Annotated in this window: 16 protein-coding genes, 2 tRNA genes and 3 rRNA genes; 4 read left to right on the plus strand and 17 right to left on the minus strand. The window is 46.8% G+C overall.

The window, feature by feature from the left end; genetic code table 11:
* Positions 1–9: 9 nt before the first annotated feature.
* The gene (locus M3M38_RS04180) at positions 10–612 is read right to left on the minus strand and encodes a 5' nucleotidase, NT5C type (protein WP_252813654.1); all 603 of its coding nucleotides are present in this window, start codon (positions 610–612) and stop codon (positions 10–12) included.
* 196 nt (positions 613–808) lie between these two features.
* A complete protein-coding gene (locus tag M3M38_RS04185; protein ID WP_252813655.1) occupies positions 809–2254 on the minus strand; it encodes a catalase in 1446 nt (481 codons plus the stop codon).
* A 137-nt stretch (positions 2255–2391) separates the two neighbouring features.
* Between M3M38_RS04185 and M3M38_RS04190 the strand changes: the two genes are divergently transcribed.
* Positions 2392–2991: an NADPH-dependent FMN reductase gene (locus tag M3M38_RS04190; RefSeq protein ID WP_252813656.1), complete on the plus strand. Its 600-nt coding sequence runs from the start codon at positions 2392–2394 to the stop codon at positions 2989–2991.
* A gap of 52 nt (positions 2992–3043) precedes the next feature.
* On the opposite strand, the gene M3M38_RS04195 is transcribed toward M3M38_RS04190, so the two are convergent.
* The 3 genes from M3M38_RS04195 to M3M38_RS04205 form a co-directional block, all read right to left on the minus strand.
* Complete coding sequence (locus M3M38_RS04195) at positions 3044–4195, minus strand: TcaA second domain-containing protein (protein ID WP_252813657.1); 1152 nt, start codon at positions 4193–4195, stop codon at positions 3044–3046.
* Positions 4196–4200: 5 nt separating this feature from the next.
* Positions 4201–4935, minus strand: coding sequence for a zinc ribbon domain-containing protein (locus M3M38_RS04200; RefSeq protein WP_252813658.1), 735 nt, complete (start codon positions 4933–4935; stop codon positions 4201–4203).
* Positions 4936–5045: 110 nt separating this feature from the next.
* Complete coding sequence (locus M3M38_RS04205) at positions 5046–5636, minus strand: cadmium resistance transporter (RefSeq protein WP_252813659.1); 591 nt, start codon at positions 5634–5636, stop codon at positions 5046–5048.
* Between the two features lie 230 nt (positions 5637–5866).
* Between M3M38_RS04205 and M3M38_RS04210 the strand changes: the two genes are divergently transcribed.
* Genes M3M38_RS04210 through M3M38_RS04220 form a run of 3 tightly spaced genes read left to right on the plus strand, consistent with a single transcriptional unit; the run spans position 5867 to position 9243 of the window.
* Positions 5867–7099 (plus strand): MFS transporter, encoded by a 1233-nt coding sequence (locus tag M3M38_RS04210; RefSeq protein ID WP_252813660.1) that lies wholly within the window; start codon positions 5867–5869, stop codon positions 7097–7099.
* Complete coding sequence (locus M3M38_RS04215; protein ID WP_252813661.1) at positions 7083–8657, plus strand: bifunctional metallophosphatase/5'-nucleotidase; 1575 nt, start codon at positions 7083–7085, stop codon at positions 8655–8657. The genes M3M38_RS04210 and M3M38_RS04215 overlap by 17 nt, the downstream gene beginning before the upstream one ends.
* Before the next feature lie 13 nt (positions 8658–8670).
* Positions 8671–9243 (plus strand): hypothetical protein, encoded by a 573-nt coding sequence (locus tag M3M38_RS04220; protein WP_252813662.1) that lies wholly within the window; start codon positions 8671–8673, stop codon positions 9241–9243.
* Positions 9244–9285: 42 nt separating this feature from the next.
* Here the strand turns inward: M3M38_RS04220 and M3M38_RS04225 are convergent, their stop codons facing one another.
* The 12 genes from M3M38_RS04225 to M3M38_RS04280 form a co-directional block, all read right to left on the minus strand.
* Positions 9286–9636 (minus strand): type II toxin-antitoxin system PemK/MazF family toxin, encoded by a 351-nt coding sequence (locus tag M3M38_RS04225; RefSeq protein WP_252813663.1) that lies wholly within the window; start codon positions 9634–9636, stop codon positions 9286–9288.
* A gap of 14 nt (positions 9637–9650) precedes the next feature.
* Positions 9651–9896, minus strand: coding sequence for an AbrB/MazE/SpoVT family DNA-binding domain-containing protein (locus tag M3M38_RS04230; protein WP_252813664.1), 246 nt, complete (start codon positions 9894–9896; stop codon positions 9651–9653).
* A gap of 25 nt (positions 9897–9921) precedes the next feature.
* Entirely contained in the window at positions 9922–10539 is a 618-nt protein-coding gene (locus M3M38_RS04235) for a DUF3862 domain-containing protein (RefSeq protein WP_252813665.1), read from the minus strand.
* A gap of 164 nt (positions 10540–10703) precedes the next feature.
* Positions 10704–13877 carry a carbamoyl-phosphate synthase large subunit gene (carB, locus tag M3M38_RS04240; RefSeq protein ID WP_252813666.1) on the minus strand — a complete coding sequence of 1058 codons (3174 nt, stop codon included), beginning with the start codon at positions 13875–13877 and terminating at the stop codon, positions 10704–10706.
* Between the two features lie 16 nt (positions 13878–13893).
* Positions 13894–14973: a carbamoyl phosphate synthase small subunit gene (locus M3M38_RS04245; RefSeq protein WP_252766525.1), complete on the minus strand. Its 1080-nt coding sequence runs from the start codon at positions 14971–14973 to the stop codon at positions 13894–13896.
* 258 nt (positions 14974–15231) lie between these two features.
* Complete coding sequence (locus tag M3M38_RS04250; protein ID WP_252813667.1) at positions 15232–16521, minus strand: cation:dicarboxylate symporter family transporter; 1290 nt, start codon at positions 16519–16521, stop codon at positions 15232–15234.
* A 114-nt stretch (positions 16522–16635) separates the two neighbouring features.
* Positions 16636–16752: ribosomal RNA gene (rrf, locus tag M3M38_RS04255) — 5S ribosomal RNA — on the minus strand.
* 70 nt (positions 16753–16822) lie between these two features.
* Positions 16823–19738: ribosomal RNA gene (locus tag M3M38_RS04260) — 23S ribosomal RNA — on the minus strand.
* Positions 19739–19908: 170 nt separating this feature from the next.
* Positions 19909–19981, minus strand: a tRNA-Ala gene (locus tag M3M38_RS04265).
* Positions 19982–20013: 32 nt separating this feature from the next.
* Positions 20014–20088 (minus strand) — tRNA-Ile (locus M3M38_RS04270).
* A gap of 85 nt (positions 20089–20173) precedes the next feature.
* Positions 20174–21749: ribosomal RNA gene (locus tag M3M38_RS04275) — 16S ribosomal RNA — on the minus strand.
* The 16S, 23S and 5S rRNA genes sit together here with 2 tRNA genes alongside, the layout of an rRNA operon.
* 380 nt (positions 21750–22129) lie before the next feature.
* A complete protein-coding gene (locus M3M38_RS04280) occupies positions 22130–24667 on the minus strand; it encodes a M1 family metallopeptidase (protein ID WP_252813668.1) in 2538 nt (845 codons plus the stop codon).
* Positions 24668–24755: the final 88 nt, after the last annotated feature.

Raw genomic sequence — 24755 nt, forward strand, 5'->3', positions numbered from 1 at the left:
TCTCCTTTGTTATTCCCAATTTGAAGCTTCAAAGTCTTTTAAATCACCATGCACAAGATACGGGTTCGGATGAGCATTAGCCGCCGTAATAGCGTCGGGGAGTGCTTTTCCTTGTTCCTGCTCTTTTGCAATCGCTAAGAGAAAATTGGTTAATTCACTCTTCCATTGCAACCGCTCATCCGCTCCGTATTGAATCCAGGCACTCGGTACCGTAGGATCCACCCATTCGCTGGCACCGTGGTACGGCCGGTCGTCGACTAGTAGACCACCAGTCCGGTGCACCAAACTCTTGTCGTGCGTGATAATCACCCGTTTGTAAAAGGGATTGTCCTCGCCAGCACCGAAGTACTGTTGTAACCAGGCTAACTTGTCCTGCCAAGCACTCGGATTGTCCCAAGGAGCCGTCGAAAGCACGTACATTTCGTAATGTTCGGCTAGTTTCGGTACGCTGGCCAGTACTCCTGGCAACGGCGCTAAGTCCCGGAAAATTCCGGTCAGCTGATCAGGCTTCGGTTTCGTAAACGGAAGCTTAGCTAGCTCGTTTAAGACCGGAAGGGTATTTACCATTACGTTATCCATGTCTAAAAATAATTTTGGTTTCGTGGCTGTCATCCTGGAACCTCACTTTTAAAAATTACCGGAGCATCAAACCCGCTCCCTCTACTAATGATGATAAAAGAAGCACGGTTAAATGCAACCGAAATGTCTTTTGCTTGCTTTACCAATCTTTATTGTACCATCAAATCCCCGGTTTCGGTGCCCACAAAAAAAGAACGCCACCGCATTGCGATGACGTTCCAATATTTGGTTATTCTTTGATTTCGGCTAAATCTAACCCGAGTGCATCTGCCACCCGCGTTCCGTATTCAGGATCAGCCTTATAGAACTGCTTAGTTTCTAAGACTTGAATTTCGTGATTGTCAAAGGAACCTAACCCGTTCTTAATCGTTTTAATTAAACGATCTTTTTCCTCTGGACTCATCAGGCGGTATAAAGCACCGGCTTGGGAGTAGTAATCCTGGTCATACGGACGATAAGCCCCCGTTGCCCCGGATAATTGTTCCGGCGTAATCAAAGCGTGCGGATCCTCGACCGGACCGTTCTTACTGTTCGGTTCGTAGTTAACGTCGCTGCCCTGGTTATCAGCCATAAATCCGTCCCGTTCATAGTTATGAACTTCGTTTAATGGACGATTAATCTTAAGCTGTTCGTAGTTAGCCCCTAACCGGTACCGTTCGGCATCTTTGTAGGCAAAGAGCCGACCTTGCAGTAACTTATCCGGGGAAGCTTCGATGCCAGGTACCAAGTTGGCTGGTGAAAAGGCCAGTTCTTCCACATCGTCAAAGTAGTTAGTGGGATTTTCGTTTAACGTAAACTCTCCGACTTCTTGCAATGGATAATCGTGGTGGGAAACAACCTTGGTTACGTCAAAGATGTCGGCTGGATAGTCAATTCCTTCTTGATATGGCAGGATTTGGACGTAAACCTTCCAGGATGGGTAATCCTTTTGTTCAATGGCGTCGTAGAGGTCATGCATTAAGTAGTCCGTGTCTTCAGAAGCAGCCTTGGCAGCTGTTTCATCGGTCATGTTTTGAACCCCTTGTTCACTCTTAAAGTGGTACTTAACCCAGAAGACTTCGCCGTCTTTGTTAACCCACTTGTAGGTGTGACTACCGTATCCGTTCATAGTCCGGTAACTAGCAGGATTGCCCCGGTCTCCCATCAGGTAAGTCACTTGATGAACTGATTCTGGTGAGTGAGACCAGAAGTCCCACTGCATTTCGTTACTCCGCAGATGCGTTTTCGGATCCCGCTTTTGGGAGTGAATGAAGTCTGGAAACTTCAACGGATCATTCACGAAGAAAATTGGTGTGTTATTGCCGACGATATCGTAGTTTCCGTCCTGGGTGTAGAACTTAATGGCAAAGCCCCGGACGTCCCGGATTGTGTCAGGATAACCAGCTTCTCCAGCAACTTGGGAGAACCGAATTGCTAACGGGGTTTCCTTGCCTTCTCCGTTGAACAAATCTGCCTTCGTATACTTGCTCATGTCGTGGGTCAGTTTAAAGACCCCTTTGGCCCCAGCACCCTTAGCGTGCACCACTCGTTCCGGAATCCGTTCCCGATTAAAGTGTGCTAATTTTTCAAGCAACTGGTAGTCTTGCATCAAAACGGGCCCCCGTACGCCGGCCGTTTGCGAATGTTCGTTGTTAGCCCACGGTTGACCAGCTTCGGTCGTTAATTTATCTGCCATAGTATGTATCTCCTTTGAAACTAAAATATGTAAGTTATGTATATGGTACGCCTTTAGTACATACCAAAAACGTGTCACTGTCAATCTAGAAGTCTTATAATGAAGCTATGCACCGGTTCATCATGAAGGAGAAAGTTATGACCACTATTGACATTATCTTAGGCAGCTCCCGCACCAATGCGGAGGGCCACAAACTGTTTCGCTACTTAGAAAACCATGCACCGGTATGGGTTAATTCAAACGAAGTTACCCTGCGTTTCATGGACATTGCGGATTACCAACTTCCGCTCTTTAACGAGGACGATGCTCCGATGGACAATTCCCACCGCCAGCTAACGGAAAACGAACAACGTTGGCTGACTGCTTTACAGCAAGCAGATGGCTACGTCATTTTAACCCCGGAATACAATCACTCGTTTCCTGCCGCTTTGAAAAACGGATTGGACTACGTGGCCTACGAGATGCAAGGCAAACCCGTCCGCATTCTTACTTACGCTCCTAGTGCGCGGGGCGGTCAATTTGCCTTCATGGCTTTGCTGCCCACATTAAATCAATTAGGCTGTTTTGTGTTACCCAAACCGACGATTATCGGCCGGATTACCCAGAATTTTACGGTCGCAGGCGAAATGCCCACTGATGCACCGGCTGTGGCTCACTATCCGGAACGGTTGAAACAGATGGTACGAGAAATTGCGTTTTATGGACAATTATTTGCGGAAAATCCGTTTGAAGGATAAAATTAAACTAAACAGACCCGCTCCAAGAAAAATAGGAACGGGTCTGTTTAGTTTAATTCGAGTTACCAGAAATCGGCTTGCTCGGGGCAAATTCATCTTTAATCAAATAATTTTTAAAGTACCGACTAGATTGATCTGGGAGCACATCAAAAAAGTATCTCATCGTTTGCGTTTTACTAGTGCCATCTTTTTGTTGAAGCCGATATTGAACGTCAAAGACGACCTTAGTCAAATTATCTTTACCAGGTTTAGTAGAAAGGACATTAATTTTATCTGCTGAAAATGACGCAATGTTAGGGTCATTACTCCACGCATCATCCATTCGCACAATTTCCTTATAAACTGGATTCTGTTCTTCACCAACAAAACCAGAGCCACTGTACTTAATCGTTCCGGTCCCTACCTCTACAAACGTAAGGTGTAGGGCATCCCGTGCGTCGGTCTTTGAAGCAACTTTACTCTCAAGCTCAACCGGCAGATAATTATCTTCTCCGCTAAGCCAATCAATGTTTTTCTCTGTATTACTTTCTTTTCCATCAACTATTCCGGTAATATTCAGCACGTGACTTCCCGGTGTTAAGGGTCCAATGTGGTCTCTCGTTTGCTTGGTGCTCCCCGAAGTCTGCACCGGCGACAATTTTTCTTTTTGTCCATCGACTAGGACCTGTAATTTTTTCCCATTGCTGGTAAGTTTCCCGTAGACTGGGGTAATCTCCAGTTGATACCGGGGAAAAAGCAAGAAAGCTCTCCCAGTTTGTTGCAACCTAAAGCTCCCTAATATTTTTTGACCGTTATTTCTCGATAATTCTTTTTGAAAGGTTGTAAATTGCTGATGATTGGCTCTAAAGTGCTTAATTAATCCGGTTAAATTTAGGGGAGTAATTTTATAACTAGGGTCAGAGGTGGTGGATTCCTGAGCTAATTGTTCCCGATTACCATTAGCAATGCTTTGCACAATTCGATTCGCCGTAGCTGTCTTGGAATAGTAGTGGCTTCCAAACGCATATCCACCAACTAAAAGCACCATTACAAGCGCTAAAATTGCGTAGCTAAGTTTCTTACTAGATCTCCTTTTTGTTTGAGAAATTTCCTGATGCTGTTGTGATGCAGCCTCCCCTAATTGCTGACCGCAATTGGGGCAAAAAAGCATGGCTGAAGTTACTGGATGTCCGCAATTCGGACAAAATTGTTGGTCTTTTGGCATTTTAATTATCCTTGTATAAATTGAGCTAGATTAGTTAGGCTAGAAATGACATGTCCCACAACTGCTTGAATGGTAAATGATCCGATGATTAATACCAATACATATACCAGAATCAGAATGTAAAATGAATCTAAGCTGCCCTGATTCTCAGCAGTTAAAATGACGTCCGCCAGGGCAAAGGTACTCACAACGCAAGCAATGCTAAACGCAGCCAGGCCGATGTACATCACGTTTAAGGGACAAATGAACGTTAGGATAATGCTGAGCAGAAATAAACAACTACCTACGTTTAAAAACCGAGCATACTGGATGGTGTAAACACCCAATTTAACCCGATGATTCATCATTACGTTAATGGCTGCCCACCCTAAAAACCAATCGGAAATTAAGATTACCAACACGAAAATGGAAATCCCAATTATAAATTGACCGATGAGGGGACTCGTGGTTGCGGTCGTACCAAAGGCACTTTTAAAGTTTGCAAAGACATCCGTGATCTTTTTGCCAAACGACGCAACGGTAAGCCAGGCCATCACGAGGTAGATTAGTAATGAAATATACCCAAATTTTGGCTGCGTGGGTAATTTCATTGCTAGCGGGTGTAACAAGGACTGTTTGAAAAAGCCGAAAAAGGATTCTGTTTCAGAAACAGGATCCTTTTTAACGGGTAATTTAGTGCCGCATTTAATGCAAAACTTGTTACCCCGTTGATTTTTAAAATGACAGTGGGGACATTCCATGTAAACTACTCCTTTGCTTCCCAAAATGACTAATGAACGGATTATAACATCATCGAACTACCTTTTAAAAGCAGTGCCCCAGCAATTAATCTTGCTGAGGCACGTTTTGTTTATTTAAAAAAATGTTGAATCGTCCCGCTCCCAAGCAGCACGGAGAGTCCAAGGTAAATGTAAATGATTCCCGAGAGATAGCGGCCATAACGATTCAAAATGGCCTCCAAATGTCGATCCTTACTGATGACCAACGCAATGAAGAAGAATAGGATTGCCATCAAAATCATCACCACGTAAATGGTGATTAAGTGACTTACCGATTGGTGGACAAACAACGGGATGTAAACCGCAATGTTATCGGCCCCACAGGCGGTCACGGTAATTACCGCCGTATGCAGCGCTGATTTCCACTTTGAATCGTGGTCGGACTCGTTCATCTGGTTGCCGGAACCCGGAAAGAAGAGAGCCTGAATTCCAAAGTACAGCGGAAATAAGCCCAAAAATCCGATCATCCAGGTTTGCGTAATGGCTCCAACCAACAACGCTAAGACCATGGGAATCAATATTAACACGTTGGTCCCCATGATATCCCCGGCAAGCACCGGCCCATCTTCGTGGTTCGCGTGAATCAACAACACTAGCACCAGAATGTAATCCATGTTGGTCGAAACGTAGTACGCAATGGCGTTTAAAATTGTATCCAGCATTAGGTAACCCCTTTAATTGTTTTAGAGTTAATTATACCCGTTTTTTCTGCCCCATTTGCGAAATCTCCTAAAAGTGCTATCCTTAGAAAAAAGACATGGGCTTTAAGTCGGTTCAGAGAAACCACAAGCACGGTTATTTAACTAAAGACGAATTCCATAACCAAAGTGATTTTGTGCGCTCTGAACCCTCAGACCCTGCCAAAATCACTTTTTTATTTGGAGGAAGTTTTATGCACTTTAAACAGTTTACGAAGTACCAAAAACGGGTGTCCCTATCAACGGGAATTGGGTTCGTCTTAGAACGAATGGATGCCGCCTTTATCGGGTTAGCCCTAGCATCCATCATTGCGACCTTACATATTACCAAGGCCGAAGGAGGCTTAATCCCGTCCATTACCGCCATCGGGTCCCTCTTTGGTGGCATCGGCTTTGGAATCCTTGCCGATAAATTTGGCCGAGTCAAAACGTTAAGTTGGTCAATTTTTATCTATGCGCTTGGAACCGCCGGCATGGGTTTGACCAATTCTTTCTTCATGCTCTGTGTCTTTCGAATCATCATCGGAATCGGGACAAGTGGTGAATACGGAATTGCCTTGACCATGCTGAGCGAAGCCTTTGCGAAAAAATACATGGGCCGAATTTCCTCTGCTGCTGGAGTGGCCGGACAACTGGGGGCCGTGCTGGCATCCTTACTAGCCGCCTTCATCATCCCCCACTACGGTTGGCACTTACTCTTCTTCATCGGGATTTTACCCGTTATCCTAGCCTGGTTCATCCGCTTCCACTTGCCAGAAAGTGATACTTTCAACCGCAACCGGGAATTAGCCAAAACCAGTGAAAAAATTCACCTCGGTGACGTGTGGTCTCTCTTTTCAACCCCTCACGAAGCCTTTTTATCCCTGCGGATTATCATCATGTTCCTGATTCACATTGCCGGTTACACAACTGTCATGAACTGGTTACCTACCATTGCGCAGGAACGGATGCACGTCAACGTGGCTAGTTCGTCATTATGGATGGTCTTTACCATCATCGGAATGGCCGCCGGAATCGGGGTCTTTGGTTACATGCAAGACCGGTTCGGCAGTCGGTTAGCCTTTAGCATTTATTTGCTAGGTTCCGCTGCTTCCGTTTACCTCCTGATCATGGCCCAAACTAAACTTGAATTTGTGGCCGCCGGAACGATTGTTGGTTTTCTCACCGACGGGATGTATAGTGGATATGGAGCCATCGTTAGCAGCCTCTACTCCAGCAAAAACCGGGCCACGGCTAACAACACCATTATGTCGATTGCCAAAACGATTGGAACGTTTACGCCCGTATTAATCGGATTTATCATGGACGTTTCTACCATCACGATGGTCGTAATCTTCATGAGCTGCTGCTACGTAGTCAGCTTCGTTGTCATGATGTCAATTAAACAACTAAAGAAGGGTCATCCGCGTTATGCCAAAAACAATTAAACTGCTCTCCACGAGTGACGTGCATGGCTACGTCTACCCCACGAATTACAGCACCAAGGATAACTATACTGGGATTGGCTTGTTAAAAGCCGGTACCATCATCAAACAAGCCCGAGAACAGGCCACAGCGGACGAAATCATCCTGGCCGTTGAAAACGGAGATTTAATTCAGGGATCGCCGCTGACGAGCTATCTCGCCGAACAACCGGATACCCTTAAGGATTATCTGACGGGGATCACCAGCCAGATTGGCTACGATGCTGGGGTACTCGGCAACCACGAATTTAACTATGGAATCGACTACATCCGCGCTGCGGAAGCCAAACGCAACTATCCGATTTTGAGCGCCAACATTATGGGTGCCGAAAACGAACAGATTGCTGACGCTCCCTACCAAATTATCGAAAAACAGGGCATCAAAATTGCCATCCTGGGGTTAACCACCGCCTTTGTTCCGAACTGGGAAATGGCCGAGAACATTCAGGGATTAACCTTTAATTCGATTTTAGAAACCGCCCAAGCACTGGTTCCCCAACTGCGCCAGCAAGCGGACGTGGTCATCGTGGCTTACCACGGTGGGTTAGAAGCTGATCCGGAAACCGGCGAACCAACGGAAAAGGAAACGGTCGAAAACGAAGGTTACCGCCTCCTCACCACCGTTCCTGGCATTGATGCTTTGATTACCGGGCACCAACACCGGGAGCTGGCGGGAACCATTAACCACGTGCCATTTACGCAACCCGGCGTACGGGGTAGCAATGTCGGACAAATCACCCTGACCCTCGATGATGATTATCACGTAATAAATGGGACGAGTCAGCTCTTAAAAACCGCAGACGTTGCCATTGATGAATCATTACTGCCTGATCCACAGGTCGAAAACCAGGTTCAAGCGTGGCTTGAGGAATCGGTGGGTACCGTTACAGGTGCTGATTTACGCATCCACGATCACTTGCAAGCCCGGTTGCACGGTCATCCTTACCTGGATTTAATTAATCAAGTCCAGATGGAAGCTCTGGGGACCGATATTTCGGGAACTGCGTTATTTAACAATGAAATCACCGGATTGAGTCCTAGGGTTTCCATGCGCGAAATCATTAGTAACTACTCGTACCCGAATACTGCTTTTTCCGAACGGATTACCGGCAAAGAAATGCGGGACGCTTTGGAGCAAAACGCTAAGTTCTTCACGGTTCGTGACGGTCAAATTGTCATCAACGACGAGTTTGTAAAACCCAAGTTGCAGCTCTATAACTACGACGTTTACAGTGGGATTGACTACGAATTTGATATTTCACAACCCGTAGGTCACCGAGTAACCAAGCTCAATTATCACGGCCAACCGGTAACTGATGACCAAGAATTAGTGGTCGCCATGAACAACTACCGAGCCATCGGGGGTGGCGACTACCAAATGTTTTCGATTGATAAGGTCGTCCAGCAAACCAGTGAAACCATTCCCAATTTAATGATTAAGTATCTTCAAGAACATGATCCTTACCACGCGACAGAACCGAATAATTTTCGGGTCCGGGCAAGTGAATTAGAAAAGAACTAAGGAGGCAATTCGTATGAAAAAAGGATTAATCACCGTGGGAGCTTGCCTAACGTTAGCACTTACATTGGCCGCCTGTGGCTCGCAATCCTCTGAGTCAAAATCTGACCAAACCGCTAAAAGTAGCAAGCAAGAGAAGCAGAAAAAAGCTGACAGTAAAAAGTCAAAGCAAGCAAAGAACGACCAGCGAAAAGAACAAAAAGACCAGACCGCTGATCAAAATAAGTCGGAGCAGTCAGCAGCAGGTGCCAACCAAACGAACGAGCAAAGCACCGCCACTGCTGGTCAACAACCAACGAAGCAGAACCAATCTAATGACTCAGCTAGTCAAGCAAACGTCTACTACGAAGGCAGTAAGGAAACGAATTTGCCTACCACAAACGGGGTTGATAATGTAACTAGCTACTGGCCCGCTACCATCACCATCAACGGGACGAAGCAACCCGTCATTGCCAGTTATACCCGGATGGGCTACTTCCAAATCTTTACAAAACAACCCACTGCGCAAGATTACAGCTTTACTTACGATGGAGAAGACTACCAAAACTACATTGGTGCCAGCGATTTAGATTCGATTCGCAATAACTAAACCAAAGGCCTACAACATCACGTTGCAGGCCTTTTTTGCTGTCTAAATTTCTTTGGCATTCACAATCTCGTTAATCACGTGAATTACCTGGGCTAACACGACGGGACTCGCCCGCCCAATAATCTCCATGTGCCGGGCTCGGTAATCAAACGTATGACACTGCATCGGATTAATGTAACCACTCACGTCTGCATTACTAACCGGAATCAGGAAGCCCATTTCGCGGAGCCGATTGTGGTCTGCGTGCGTAATGGGGCACACGAAAGCCAAGTCCGTCAGTTCACTGTATTTTTTCGTGCTGATGACCAACGCGGGACGGCGTTTGCGAATTTCCTCTCCCGAACTCGGATTAAAATCGAGTTCCACAATGTCCCCTTTCACTGGAACGTACATAATCGGTTCCTCTCTTAATCTTTTTTAGTGGAATAACTCCATTCGTTATCCAAAAATTCGTTAATTTCCGTGGTGACGTCCGTTTGTTTTAAATCGTGATGAAACCAATCACCCTCAAACGGATTGGCTCGTTCTGGCGTGTATACAATCGAGCCATTTGGCAGTTGTTTGACCGTAAACATCGTTCCAACCTTAGCGACTACTGCTTGGGACACGGATAAGACCCGAGCGTCCCCGACTTTTCGTAGCTTAACTGCCATCAACAATCCCCCACTTCCACTGTAATTACTGCTTCAATTGCGTTTGCGTCTTCGAAACTAATCGATCCGCGCTGAACACAAACGTTTGGGCTTTCCCGTTTTTATCAGTAAGGTAACTAATCGTTTTGCCGGTCGCTTCGCCCAGCGTAGTAACCGATTCGGAATCCGGTTGTCGCCCTATTTTTTGGATTACCTCGTCATAAGTAGCCCCTGATTGAATCGAATCATAGGTAGCTTGGCTAACCGGTTTTAGTTGCTTAACAGCTAAATTCAAATAGCCCTTGCTTTCAACCTTACCATCCACGAACGTAACCGAAATTGAGCCAGCTTTAAAAGCATGATCTAACTTGGACCATGTCCAAACGACTGCCTTTTGTCCGTTCACATCCGTTTCTGAAGTTGCGTTCGCTTTTCCCAACGTTTTCTTGACCGTGTCTTGGTCTTGGCCCATTGCAATCTGGTTATATTGCTCACGCGTAATTTCCGTTTTATGAGCCGCCGTTTTGGAGGCCGTGTTCGGATGGGTGCCTTGGGTTCCATTTTGCTGGTAATTAGCCATCACCCCAATGAATAGTAAAAAGATGATGAGCCAGAACCACCACCGCCGGTAAAACGGGCGCTTCTGTTTGCGTGCGTATGCCATGAAAATCCTCCTACTGTTTCCTTGCTCTTTATTTATCCTTAATTATACCTGGTTTTTGCCTGGTAATCAGTAACCCATCAAATTCCCTAAGAAAGCAAAATAGACCCCTAGCTCATTTGGCTAGCGATCTATTTTCGTTATTTGTGTTTCACATGAAACATTGACTACAAACTCTGAGTCGTAAACGACTGGTCTTCTAACATTTGTAAGATGGCGGAGACCGTATCCAGTGAGGTAAACAACGGTACGCCGTCGGCAATGGCAGCGCTCCGGATCATAGCGCCGTCCCGTTCGCTCCCCTGCGTATTGGAAACCGTATTAACCACCATCTGAATTTGTTTGCCTAACAGCATTTCTAGCAGGTCATGGTCTTCGCCGACCTTCCCCACTTCTTGAACTGGAATTCGATGTTCGGAAAAGAACTTCGCCGTTCCGGGCGTGGCCAAAATTTGGTAACCGAGGTCCGCAAATCGTTGCGCCAGTTGGGCCGTTTCTTCCTTGTCATCATCCTTGACAGTCAATAAGACTCGGCCGTGGTTGGGAACGTGCAATTTGGCAGCTTCAAAGGCTTTGTACAAGGCCTTCGGGAAGGTCCGATCGGACCCCATGACTTCCCCAGTTGACTTCATTTCGGGTCCCAGTAAGGTATCAACGTCGTTGAGCTTTGAGAAAGAGAAGACCGGCGCCTTAACGTGCACCAGTTTGCTTTCTGGAGCCAATCCGGATTGATACCCCTGACTGGCTAAACTTTCGCCCAGAATAGCTCTGGTAGCCACTTGAGCCATTGGAATGCCCGTCACCTTGCTCAGGAACGGAACCGTCCGGCTAGCCCGTGGGTTCACTTCAATCACGTAGGATTGGTCATTGTGAACTACAAACTGGATGTTCATCAGACCCACACAGTTCAGTTCCAACGCTAGTTGTTCCGTGTACGCTACAATCTGATCCTTGACGTGGTTAGACAACGTCTGGGATGGGTAAACGGCCATTGAGTCTCCGGAGTGAACCCCGGCCCGTTCAATGTGTTCCATGATTCCCGGAATCAGCACCGTTTCGCCGTCACTAATGGCATCCACTTCACATTCTTTTCCGGTCAAATACTGGTCAATCAACACGGGATGGTCGTGGGAAACTCGTACAGCATTTTTCATGTAGTTTTCGAGGTCTTCCCGGCGCCGCACGATTTCCATGGCCCGACCACCCAGCACGTAACTTGGCCGCACTAACACGGGATAACCAATTTCGTCGGCAATTTGTAATGCCGTTTCCGGATCCGTAGCGGTTCCCCCAACTGGTTGGGGAATGCCCAATTTTTTAATCACCCGATCGAATTCATCCCGATCTTCAGCCCGGTTCACATCGTTCACGTTGGTTCCTAAGACTTTGACGTCGTGTTCAGCCAGTGGTTCGGATAGGTTAATGGCCGTTTGACCCCCGAATTGTACCACCACGCCGAGCGGTTGTTCGAGGTCAATCACGTTCAGCACTTCTTCGACCGTCAGGGGTTCAAAGTACAGTTTGTCGGAAATGGAAGCATCCGTCGAAACGGTTTCTGGGTTGTTGTTCATAATGATGGCTTCGTAGCCAGCCTTCTTGATGGCTTCTACGGAGTGCACCGTGGCGTAGTCAAATTCAACCCCCTGCCCAATCCGAATCGGACCGGAACCGAGGACGAGCACGGACGGTTTAGCACTAACTTCGCTCTCGTTTTCCCATTCATAGGTACTGTAGAAGTAAGGCGTCTTGGATTCAAATTCCCCGGCACACGTATCCACCATTTTATAAACCGGAACTAAGCCATTTTCTAAGCGTTGTTCCCGAATGGCATCAGCATCACTGTTCCAGAGCTGGGCAATCGTTTCGTCGGAAAAACCATAGCGTTTGGCCGTCTTCAGAATCGCTACGTTACCAGGCTGATCAGCTAACGCCTGACTAATTTCAAAGATGTGCAGTAACTTGTCCAAGAAGAAGATGTGAATCTGGGTTAAATCAGCTAGTTGGTCAATGGTGTAACCCCGCCGTAGGGCTTCGTAGAGGTAAAAGAGGCGGTCGTCGTGAGCATGAATCAATCCTTCTTCTAATTCCACCTGACTTAACTGGGCTAACTCGGGATTAGCTAGGTCCTTTTGATCAATATCTAAGGAACGCACGGCCTTCAAAATCGACCCTTCCACCGTCCGGTCAATTGCCATGACTTCCCCGGTGGCCTTCATCTGCGTCCCTAGGTGGCGATCGGCCTGGGTAAATTTATCAAACGGCCACCGTGGAATCTTGCAAACCACGTAGTCTAAGGCTGGTTCAAATTCGGCATACGTCGTGCCGGTCACGGGGTTCATGATTTCATCTAGGTTCAGGCCTACAGCAATTTTAGCGGCAATTCTGGCAATCGGATAACCAGTTGCCTTGGAAGCGAGGGCACTCGACCGACTCACCCGTGGGTTCACTTCAATCACGTAGTAGTGCATGCTGTTGGGATCGAGGGCGAGCTGAACGTTACAGCCCCCTTCAATCTTCAGAGCTCGAATGATCCGCAATGCAGCATCCCGTAACATCTGCACTTCGTCGTCTGAGAGGGTTTGCGTTGGGGCAAACACGATTGAATCACCGGTATGAATTCCCACCGGATCAAAGTTTTCCATGTTGCAGACCACCATCGCGTTATCATCGTGGTCCCGCATTACTTCAAATTCAATTTCCTTGTAGCCCGCGATGCTTTGTTCGATTAAAACTTGGGTTACGGGCGAGAGGTCTAATCCGTTAGCTGCAATTTCTTGGAGTTGTTCCTCGTTGTGAGCGATTCCACCCCCAGTTCCGCCCATCGTAAAGGCAGGCCGAACAATCACCGGATAACCGTGCTGGTCCGCAAAGGCTAAGGCTTGTTCCGTAGTCGTGGCAATCGTTGATTCTGGAACTGGTTCCCCTAATTCTTGCATCAAATCGCGAAATTGTTCCCGGTCCTCGGCTTCGTTAATGGCATCCAAGTCCGTTCCCAACAGCTGAATCTGAAGTTCGTCCAAAATCCCAGCATCAGAAAGTTCCTTAGCCATGTTCAACCCTTGTTGACCGCCTAAGGTAGGTAAGATGGCGTCTGGACGTTCTTTTCGCAGTACCCGAGTCACAAATTCTAGAGTCAGGGGTTCAATGTAAACTTCATCAGCTACTTCCCGGTCCGTCATAATCGTGGCCGGGTTTGAGTTTACCAGTACGACTTCGTAACCCAATTCCTTTAAAGCTAAGCAGGCCTGGGTTCCCGAGTAGTCAAATTCGGCAGCTTGCCCGATGATAATCGGTCCGGAACCAATTACCATGATTTTTTTCACGTCAGTTCTTTGTGGCATGTTGTTCAACCTTTCTCTATTTTTGCACCGGATTTTGATCAATTAATTGCATAAATTCATCAAATAAGTAGTCAGCATCGTGAGGACCTGGCGCAGCATCCGGATGGAACTGGGCCGAAAAGGCTGGAAGTGATTGATGCCGTAGTCCTTCCACACAGTGGTCGTTAATTTCTTCTAACAAGATTTTGAGGTCAGTCTGATCAACGGAAGCTCGTTCCACCATGTAACCGTGGTTTTGCGACGTAAAGTCAATCCGGTCGGTTTCTAAGTTGCGCACGGGATGGTTAAAGCCTCGGTGCCCAAATTTCATCTTCGTGGTCGTGGCGCCGTTTGCTAAGGCAAAGAGCTGGTGCCCCATACAAATTCCCAATAACGGGTACTTTTGTTCCACGGTTCTAATCATTTCTAAAGTTTCCTCTGGCACTGCCGTGGGGTCTCCCGGTCCGTTAGTCAATAAGACACCATCTGGATAAACATCTTCCACGTCTTGTACCGTCGCCGTTGGTGGTAAGACCACAACGTCACAGTTCCGCTTCGACAATTCCCGCAGGATTGAGTACTTCAAACCAAAGTCAATTACAGCAATCCGCCGGCCGGTCGCTGGGGCAGAGTAAGCGTTGTGGGTGGCACTTTCATTAATGGCATGTGGATTTCGTGCCCATTTTTGTAACTCAGCCATCGTTTCGTCGGTCACTTCGTTTACCAAAGCAGCGCGCATCGCTCCTTGTTCCCGAATGTGCCGAGTCACCGCACGCGTATCAATGTCACTAATTCCTGGAATATCATGTTGTTCCAAGTACTCAGAGAATGACATCGTCATGCGCCAGTTGGTTGTCCGGCGGGCAATCTCTCTGACCACGACTCCTTTACAAGTCGGTACTTGCGATTCTAAGTTATCGCGGTTCACCCCGTAGTTTCCGATTAAGGGGTTTGTGAACATCAAAATTTCGTTATTGTAGGATTGATCCGTAATTGATTGCTGGTATCCAGACATTCCCGTACTAAAGACCAGTTCTCCCATACTATCGCGGCTCCCACCAAAAGCGATGCCGGCGTAAATGGTACCATCTTCTAAAACTAAATACCGTGTTGCCACAAAAAGGCCTCCCTTGTCATTTCACCATAAAAAAAGCTACTCACCGTTCACCGGGAGTAGCTAAATTGAAGTCAAAATGATGTTGAACGTCAATTGGTTTCTCTCCGGAAACGATTAATTGATTAGAACGTGCTGCTGCTCATTGCCTGATTAGTTTCACAGAACTAACTTACAGACAACTAATAACGCACCAGTTTACTTGCATATTTAATTTATCTAAGCATATCATCACAGCGCCAAATGTCAAACATTCTTTTACTAGGAAACCTGCTTCTTTCTCGTTTGTTGGTAATAAGCAGCGGCTTTATTAGCATCAAACTCATGCTCGGAACTCCCAATCACAACCGTGGCTAATGAGTTTCCAACCACGTTCACGGCCGTTCGTCCCATGTCGACAAACCGGTCAATTCCAGCAATGAAGGTTAACCCAGACATCGGGACCCCAATGGTCGAAACCGTAGCTAGTAAGACCACGAAGGACGCTCCTGGCACTCCTGCCATTCCTTTGGAAGTAATCATTAATACGATCATCAACGTAATTTGTTGTCCCAAAGAAAGGTGAATGTTATAGGCCTGGGCTAAAAAGAGGGCCGCAATGGATTGATAAATGGCTGATCCATCCAGGTTAAACGTATATCCGGTTGGAATTACAAAGGAAACAATCGAAGGGCTGACCCCAAAGTGATCCATCTTTTCAATCATCTTAGGCATTACGGCTTCTGAACTCGCCGTCGAAAAGGCCAATACAATTTCATTTTTAATGACCACTAGCAGTTCATGAAGCTTGAAGTGGCATAGCCGGGCAACGATGCCCATGACAATCAATACGAAGAAAATCATGGTGAGGTATACCAGTAAGACAAAGTATCCCAGTGGCAGTAATGCTCCGATTCCCAGTTCGGCGAGCGTCACTCCAATCAAGGCACAGACCCCGATGGGAGCTAGGTGCATGACCCAGTTCGTAATTTTGAACATGACCTGAGAAACGGCATTCATAAAGTCGATGATGACCTGACCTCGTTCTCCAATTGCAGCCGTTCCTAGTCCAAAGAAGACGGAAAACACAATCACCGGCATCATATCACCTTTACTAAGAGAGCCAAAGATATTCGTTGGAATCAGGCCAATTAACATTGACCAGAGACCCTCATTTTTGGAATGCTGGGCCGTGGAAACGTATTTACTAATATCAACCGATGAATGCATCGCGTGAACATCAATAAAGGATCCAGGATGGGCAATGTTAGCCACTACTAATCCAATGATGATTGCAATCGTAGTCATTAATTCGAAGTAAATTAACGTTTTCCCTCCGATTCGACCCACCTTTCTAATGTCACCCATGCTGGCAATTCCAACGGTTAAACACGAAACCACAATGGGCATCACAATCATTTGAATTAAACTAATAAACATGGTTCCGATGCTTTGCATTGCAGTAATGGCTGTCTGGTTTTTATAGAAAATAACTCCCAGAACAATTCCTAACAGCAAGCCCAGCATGATTTGCCAACCTAATGTAATCCGAAAAAAACGTTTCTCTTTCATCATTTTAGCTCCTTTATTCTGAACAATCATGTCAATTATACATCAATTAGTTGGCTTTTCCAAAAACGCACAAAAAAAGGCACCTTCGAATTGCTTCGAAAGTGCCTTTACTGCGCGTGGCAACGTCCTATCCTCGCAGGGGGCGATCCCCCAACTACTTTTGGCGTGCTAAAGCTTAACTGCTGTGTTCGGCATGGGAACAGGTGTATCCTTTAGGCTATCGCCACCACACTCTGAGTGAACTTCGTTCCCTCAAAACTAGCTAATATTATTTTCTTCCGATTCTACCATTGTGCTTTCCTTGGTTAAGTCCTCGACTGATTAGTATTAGTCCGCTCCACGTATCGCTACGCTTCCACTTCTAACCTATCGACCTGATCATCTTTCAGGAGTCTTACTTCCATATAGGAATGGGAAATCTCATCTTGAGGCGAGTTTCACACTTAGATGCTTTCAGCGTTTATCTCATCCATACATAGCTACTCAGCGGTGCGCCTGGCGGCGCAACTGATACACCAGCGGTATGTCCATCCCGGTCCTCTCGTACTAGGGACAGCTCCTCTCAAATTTCCTGCGCCCGCGACGGATAGGGACCGAACTGTCTCACGACGTTCTGAACCCAGCTCGCGTACCGCTTTAATGGGCGAACAGCCCAACCCTTGGGACCAACTACAGCCCCAGGATGCGATGAGCCGACATCGAGGTGCCAAACCTCCCCGTCGATGTGAACTCTTGGGGGAGATAAGCCTGTTATCCCCAGGGTAGCTTTTATCCGTTGAGCGATGGCCCTTCCATACGGTACCACCGGATCACTAAGTCCGACTTTCGTCCCTGCTCGACTTGTCTGTCTCGCAGTCAAGCTTGCTTCTGCCTTTACACTTACAGAATGATTTCCAACCATTCTAAGCAAACCTTTGAGCGCCTCCGTTACTATTTAGGAGGCGACCGCCCCAGTCAAACTGCCAACCAGACACTGTCTCCGAGCACGATGAGTGCTCAGGGTTAGAGTGTTCACATAGCAAGGGTAGTATCCCACGGGTGCCTCCACCGAGACTAGCGTCCCGGTTTCAATGGCTCCTACCTATCCTGTACAAGCTATGTAAACACCCAATATCAAGCTACAGTAAAGCTCCATGGGGTCTTTCCGTCCTGTCGCGGGTAACCTGCTTCTTCACAGGTATCTTAATTTCACCGAGTCTCTCGTTGAGACAGTACTCAAATCGTTACGCCTTTCGTGCGGGTCGGAACTTACCCGACAAGGAATTTCGCTACCTTAGGACCGTTATAGTTACGGCCGCCGTTTACTGGGGCTTCATTTCGAGGCGTCGCCGAAGCTAACCTTTCCACTTAACCTTCCAGCACCGGGCAGGCGTCAGCCCATATACTTCATCTTACGATTTTGCATAAACCTGTGTTTTTGATAAACAGTCGTTTGAGTCTTTTCACTGCGGCTGACCTGACGGTCAGCACCCCTTCTTCCGAAGTTACGGGGTCATTTTGCCGAGTTCCTTAACGAGAGTTCTCTCGCTCACCTGAGGATTCTCTCCTCGACTACCTGTGTCGGTTTGCGGTACGGGTAGTTAATTACTCACTAGAAGCTTTTCTCGGCAGCGTGACATCGGTTGCTTCTCTACTTTAATTTCGATCCTCATCAACGCTTGTCAACCCGGTCAGAAGCATTTCACTCCTCACCTGACTTACGTTTTAAACATCCTTTTCCAGCCGGATGCTCAACCTAGCCTTCTGCGTCCCTCCATCGTTCCAACATAATTAACTAGTACAGGAATCTCAACCTGTTATCCATCGCCTACGCTTCTCAGCCTCGGCTTAGGTCCCGACTAACCCTGGGTGGACGAGCCTTCCCCAGGAAACCTTAGTCATTCGGTGGACCAGATTCTCACTGGTCTTTCGCTACTCATACCGGCATTCTCACTTCTAAGCGCTCCAACAGTCCTTCCGGTCTGCCTTCATTGCCCTTAGAACGCTCTCCTATCACGCAACGTAGTTGCGTCCGCAGTCTCGGTAATATGCTTAGCCCCGGTAAATTTTCGGCGCAGAATCACTCGACTAGTGAGCTATTACGCACTCTTTAAATGGTGGCTGCTTCTGAGCCAACATCCTAGTTGTCTAAGCAACTCCACTTCCTTTTCCACTTAGCATATATTTAGGGACCTTAACTGGCGGTCTGGGCTGTTCCCCTTTCGACGATGGATCTTATCACTCATCGTCTGACTCCCGGACATAAATCAATGGTATTCGGAGTTTATCTGAACTCAGTAATCCAAGACGGACCCCTCGCTCAAACAGTGGCTCTACCTCCATGATTCTAATTCCGAGGCTAGCCCTAAAGCTATTTCGGAGAGAACCAGCTATCTCCAAGTTCGTTTGGAATTTCACCGCTATCCACACCTCATCCCAGCACTTTTCAACGTACACGGGTTCGGACCTCCGGTGCGTATTACCGCACTTTCATCCTGGACATGGATAGATCACCTGGTTTCGGGTCTACGGCAACATACTAATTCGCCCTCTTAAGACTCGCTTTCGCTGCGGCTCCGCTTTTTCGGCTTAACCTTGCATGCAACTGTAACTCGCCGGTTCATTCTACAAGAGGCACGCCATCACCCCTTAACGGGCTCTGACTGCTTGTAGGCACATGGTTGCAGGAACTATTTCACTCCCCTTCCGGGGTGCTTTTCACCTTTCCCTCACGGTACTGGTTCACTATCGGTCACTAGGGAGTATTTAGCCTTGGGAGATGGTCCTCCCGGATTCCGACGCCGTTTCACGTGTGGCGCCGTACTCAGGATCCTGAACTGAGGGAATTCAATTTCGCTTACGAGACTATCACTCTCTTTGGTGCAGCTTCCCAACTGCTTCAGCTATCAAATTCTTTTGTAACTCAAATGTTCAGTCCTACAACCCCGAACCACGAAGGTTCGGTTTGGGCTATTCCCAGTTCGCTCGCCGCTACTTTGGGAATCGAAATTTCTTTATCTTCCTGTGGGTACTTAGATGTTTCAGTTCCCCACGTCTGCCTCTGCGTAGCTATGAATTCACTACGTAGTGATTAGTCATTACCCTAATCGAGTTTCCTCATTCGGAAATCTCCGGATCACAGCTTACTTACAGCTCCCCGAAGCATATCGGTGTTAGTTCCGTCCTTCATCGGCTCCTAGTACCAAGGCATTCACCATGCGCCCTTTCTAACTTAACCTATAATCCGACGGATTATAAATTATTGAGTTTAGCGATTAAACACATTAAAAAACTCAAATTGCACAATGGTTTTCTCGGTTAAAATTATATCAATCAATATAATTCTTACAGAAAATAATATTATCTAGTTTTCAAAGAACCAAGCGGTACTAAAACGACTAGTACCAATGGAGAATAGCGGGATCGAACCGCTGACCTCCTGCTTGCAAAGCAGGTGCTCTCCCAGCTGAGCTAATTCCCCAAAATTCAATTATCATACCGTAACAACGGCGATGGGCCTAAGTGGACTCGAACCACCGACCTCACGCTTATCAGGCGTGCGCTCTAAACCAGCTGAGCTATAGGCCCAAAAAGCGCGGATGGTACTGTGAGAGTAGTTCTCTCAAAACTAAACAAGACTTTGATCGGTGTAAGGTTCCGTATTTTTCCTTAGAAAGGAGGTGATCCAGCCGCAGGTTCTCCTACGGCTACCTTGTTACGACTTCACCCTAATCATCTGTCCCACCTTAGGCGGCGGACTCCTAACGGTTATCCAACCGACTTTGGGTGTTACAAACTCTCATGGTGTGACGGGCGGTGTGTACAAGACCCGGGAACGTATTCACCGTGGCATGCTGATCCACGATTACTAGCGATTCCAACTTCATGCAGGCGAGTTGCAGCCTGCAATCCGAACTGAGAACGGCTTTAAGAGATTAGCTTGACCTCGCGGTTTCGCAACTCGTTGTACCGTCCATTGTAGCACGTGTGTAGCCCAGGTCATAAGGGGCATGATGATTTGACGTCATCCCCACCTTCCTCCGGTTTATCACCGGCAGTCTCTCTAGAGTGCCCAACTCAATGCTGGCAACTAAAGACAAGGGTTGCGCTCGTTGCGGGACTTAACCCAACATCTCACGACACGAGCTGACGACAACCATGCACCACCTGTCATTCTGCCCCCGAAGGGGACACCTAATCTCTTAGGCTAACAGAAGATGTCAAGACCTGGTAAGGTTCTTCGCGTAGCATCGAATTAAACCACATGCTCCACCGCTTGTGCGGGTCCCCGTCAATTCCTTTGAGTTTCAACCTTGCGGTCGTACTCCCCAGGCGGAATGCTTAATGCGTTAGCTTCGGCACTGAGAGGCGGAAACCTCCCAACACCTAGCATTCATCGTTTACGGCATGGACTACCAGGGTATCTAATCCTGTTTGCTACCCATGCTTTCGAGCCTCAGCGTCAGATGCAGACTAGACAGCCGCCTTCGCCACTGGTGTTCCTTCATATATCTACGCATTTCACCGCTACACATGAAGTTCCACTGTCCTCTTCTGCACTCAAGTTTCCCAGTTTCCGATGCACTTCTTCGGTTAAGCCGAAGGCTTTCACATCAGACTTAAAAAACCGCCTGCGCTCGCTTTACGCCCAATAAATCCGGACAACGTTTGCCACCTACGTATTACCGCGGCTGCTGGCACGTAGTTAGCCGTGACTTTCTGGTTAGATACCGTCACGCCGTGAGCAGTTACTCTCACAGTCGTTCTTCTCTAACAACAGAGTTTTACGAGCCGAAACCCTTCTTCACTCACGCGGCGTTGCTCCATCAGACTTTCGTCCATTGTGGAAGATTCCCTACTGCTGCCTCCCGTAGGAGTATGGGCCGTGTCTCAGTCCCATTGTGGCAGATTACCCTCTCAGGTCTGCTACGTATCATCGCCTTGGTGAGCCATTATCTCACCAACTAGCTAATACGCCGCGGGTCCATCCAAAAGCACTAGCATAAAAGCCAGCTTTCAAACTAAAACCATGTGGTTTTAGTTGTTATCCGGTATTAGCATCTGTTTCCAGGTGTTATCCCCGACTTCTGGGCAGGTTACCCACGTGTTACTCACCAGTTCGCCACTCGGTCCAATCTAAAGTCAAATCTGTGCAAGCACTTCATTTCATTTAGGAGACCGCGTTCGACTTGCATGTATTAGGCACGCCGCCAACGTTCGTCCTGAGCCAGGATCAAACTCTCATTTTAAATGAGAACTTTACTAGCTCTACTTTATTATTTGTTTCTTAAGCGAATTGACTTCGCAAATGTTTAATTTTTAAACGCTAGTTTAAAAATTCCTTACACTTTTTGTAATCAAAATCTTGTTCAGTTTTCAAAGAACTACTTCGCACTGCTATTCAGCGCATAAATAATAATATCTCGTTTTGACCATGATGTCAACCCTTAATTGAACTTTTTCACTTCATTAATTAAGCTTAACCATCTGGCTCGTAACGAACATATATCACTATATCGTCCTCATTTATAAATGTCAACCCTAATTAGTCATAAAAGGTCAAAAAATTACCAACAAAAAAAAGGATTAATCTCAACCAAGAGATTAATCCCCTTTAATTAACTTTAATTTATTGAACGTTTTCGCTTAAAGCTTGTAAAACATCGCTTTGTTCAGCGGCAACTAAGTCAGCTTTCCCGGAAATTGTCCGCACGTCCATCTTAATTTCTCGTGCCAAGCCTGGAGTGTCTAACTTCGGTTCAAAGAAGGCTTTGAATTCCGCTAACCGTTCTGGAGTGTGGAAAATGTTAGCAGTGACCGTAATAAAGGTCGCAAATTCCATGTCACCACCAACGGTTGCTTCTAACCAGCCCCATTCCTTGCGAATCCAGTCCCAAGCTACTTGCTGATTCAAGTCATTAGCTAACAGCCCCCGGTACCAAGCCCGTAAGTCTTGTGGTTTAATCACATCGGAATTTTCAAACTGAGCAACTAGTTGTTCGGCTAACTGTGGATCAGTTACTTGCGGAACAGCAACTGCTAGGTCATCCCGGTAGTTAACTTCACTGGTCGTCGCGTAATCATGCATTAACCGGTCAAATAGTTCCTTGCTACCGTAGTTTTGCACTTCATTTTTCAAAACCAAGGCCCGGACATCCGCCGGTAATTCAACTAACCGATCTTGATACTCAGTGAATAACGCATGAACTTGTTCAATTACGGCTGGAATTTGGGCGTACAAAGCAGCGTTTAAAACAATCGGACGCACCTTTTGGTCATCATTTGTTTCTCCCGCACGTGGTACCAAGCCTAACCGTTCGATGTTTCCACTAACTAAGGTTCCAAAGAATTGCCGCAGTTCTTGTTCAGCTGGCGTTCCTGGGGTTACAAACATCTTCAATGAGTTAGCAATGGTATACAATTCCGCATTAACAATAGCAGAGTGACTGCCAGCAAATTGCCGTAACAATGGTAGCAACTGCGCGTAAGAAATACATTGGGCACTAGCCAATAACCGTAGATCTTGTAAAATTTGCCGTTGATCAATGACCGATAAATCAGATACGTGATCCAAGATGTCATCTAACAACGTTTGGTCGTATTGAACGACGATATGCGAGTTGTTCCCCACGTTCACACGGAATGGCGTTCCAGCTTCCTTCCGCAGGGTTTGATAGTCACCCAGCTTCAATTCTGGTTCCGCCATAATTTGGGGAGCAGCGTCATAGTTACTGTCTAACGGAATTTGCCATTCCCGCCCTTGGTCTTCTCCATCACCAATAAAGAATTGTTGTTGCGAGAGGACTAGTTGTCCATCAGCATCAACATTAGCGGAAACTACTGGGTAACCTGGTTGATCTAACCAGGAATGCATAATCTTACCGATATCAAGTCCAGAAGCATCACCGAGAGCTTTCCACAAATCCTTCCCTTCGGCATTGCCGTACTGATGATCAATAAAGTACTGCCGTAAACCCTTCCGGAGCGCATCATCCCCTAAGAGAGCTCGCACCATTACTAACATCCGGGCCCCCTTAGCGTATACAATGGCGCCGTCAAAGAGGGCGTCAATTTCAGCGGGATCACTAACTTCCACGTGAACCGATTGTACGCCATCCGTAGCATCCCGAGAGAGCGCCATTGGCACTTCAGAAGTTTGGAACATTTCCCAAACCTTCCAGTCGGGTTGTAAAGCATCAATGGCCACGTACTCCATCATGTTGGCAAAACTTTCGTTTAACCACAAATCGTCCCACCATTTCATGGTAACCAAGTCACCGAACCACTGGTGTGCTAATTCGTGTGCGATTACCGTGGCCACTAATTCCTTCGTTTCTAATGGGGTATTGTCTGGGTCTAGCAATAAATAAGCTTCCCGGTAAGTAATCAATCCCCAGTTTTCCATGGCTCCAGCAGAAAAGTCAGGTAAGGCTAACTGCCAAGAGTGCGGAAGTGGATATGGAGTTTGGTAGAAGTCTTCATAGAATTCAATGGAACGTTTCGCAATATCTAAGGCAAAATTAAGTTCCTTTGGTTGGTGCGCCTTCGTAGCAAAGACTCCCACTTCAACACCATTCTTGGTAGTAGTCAACTTGCTTTGTAAGTCACCAAAAGCAAAGGCTACTAAGTACGTTGACATTTTCACAGTTGGCTTGAAGTAGTGAACACCATCTTCAACACGGTCCTCTGGCATGTTTGCTAGTACCGTTTCGCCGTCGTGTTCGTCAAACTTCAGCGCTAAACTAAACGTAGCTTTGGCTTCTGGTTCATCAATTCCAGGAAAGGCTTGGCGTGCAAACGTCGTTTCAAATTGGGTTCCAATTACCTGTTTCTTTTCCCCACCAACTTCGTAATAAGACGGGTAAATTCCCATCATAGTGTCGGTCAAAGGAGCGCTGTAAGTGATTTCTAAATCAACGTCACCTGCTTCTGGTAGTTCAATCCGAATTGCTTCGGCCCCATTATCAGTGGTAAATGGTACTTCAGACCCATTCGCCAAGACCTGACTGACCTGCAAATCCTTTTGGTTCACAGCCACGTTTGCTTGACTGGCATGTCCGTGAATTTTAGTTGTTCCGTTAATGGTTTTCCGTTCCCGGTTAACATCAATGAATAAATCGTAATGTTCGGGTTGAAACAGAGTGTAAAACCGTTCAATTCCTGCCATTTTGTTTTCTCCTTTAAGATTTAAATCAAATCATCACTCTTAATTGTACACAATTTTCGGATTGTCCGTAACCATTTTGTTTCTCAGC

Source organism: Fructilactobacillus cliffordii (genome assembly GCF_024029355.1).
GTDB lineage: Bacteria > Bacillota > Bacilli > Lactobacillales > Lactobacillaceae > Fructilactobacillus > Fructilactobacillus cliffordii.

Coding starts and splice junctions, on each gene's coding strand:
- M3M38_RS04205 (WP_252813659.1), bottom strand. CDS start 5,636: ATGCTGGATACAATTTTAAACGCCATTGCGTACTACGTTTCGACCAAC.
- M3M38_RS04190 (WP_252813656.1), top strand. CDS start 2,392: ATGACCACTATTGACATTATCTTAGGCAGCTCCCGCACCAATGCGGAG.
- M3M38_RS04225 (WP_252813663.1), bottom strand. CDS start 9,636: ATGTACGTTCCAGTGAAAGGGGACATTGTGGAACTCGATTTTAATCCG.
- M3M38_RS04230 (WP_252813664.1), bottom strand. CDS start 9,896: ATGGCAGTTAAGCTACGAAAAGTCGGGGACGCTCGGGTCTTATCCGTG.
- M3M38_RS04185 (WP_252813655.1), bottom strand. CDS start 2,254: ATGGCAGATAAATTAACGACCGAAGCTGGTCAACCGTGGGCTAACAAC.
- M3M38_RS04200 (WP_252813658.1), bottom strand. CDS start 4,935: ATGGAATGTCCCCACTGTCATTTTAAAAATCAACGGGGTAACAAGTTT.
- M3M38_RS04235 (WP_252813665.1), bottom strand. CDS start 10,539: ATGGCATACGCACGCAAACAGAAGCGCCCGTTTTACCGGCGGTGGTGG.
- M3M38_RS04220 (WP_252813662.1), top strand. CDS start 8,671: ATGAAAAAAGGATTAATCACCGTGGGAGCTTGCCTAACGTTAGCACTT.
- M3M38_RS04180 (WP_252813654.1), bottom strand. CDS start 612: ATGACAGCCACGAAACCAAAATTATTTTTAGACATGGATAACGTAATG.
- M3M38_RS04215 (WP_252813661.1), top strand. CDS start 7,083: ATGCCAAAAACAATTAAACTGCTCTCCACGAGTGACGTGCATGGCTAC.
- M3M38_RS04195 (WP_252813657.1), bottom strand. CDS start 4,195: ATGCCAAAAGACCAACAATTTTGTCCGAATTGCGGACATCCAGTAACT.
- M3M38_RS04280 (WP_252813668.1), bottom strand. CDS start 24,667: ATGGCAGGAATTGAACGGTTTTACACTCTGTTTCAACCCGAACATTAC.
- carB (WP_252813666.1), bottom strand. CDS start 13,877: ATGCCACAAAGAACTGACGTGAAAAAAATCATGGTAATTGGTTCCGGA.
- M3M38_RS04210 (WP_252813660.1), top strand. CDS start 5,867: ATGCACTTTAAACAGTTTACGAAGTACCAAAAACGGGTGTCCCTATCA.
- M3M38_RS04250 (WP_252813667.1), bottom strand. CDS start 16,521: ATGAAAGAGAAACGTTTTTTTCGGATTACATTAGGTTGGCAAATCATG.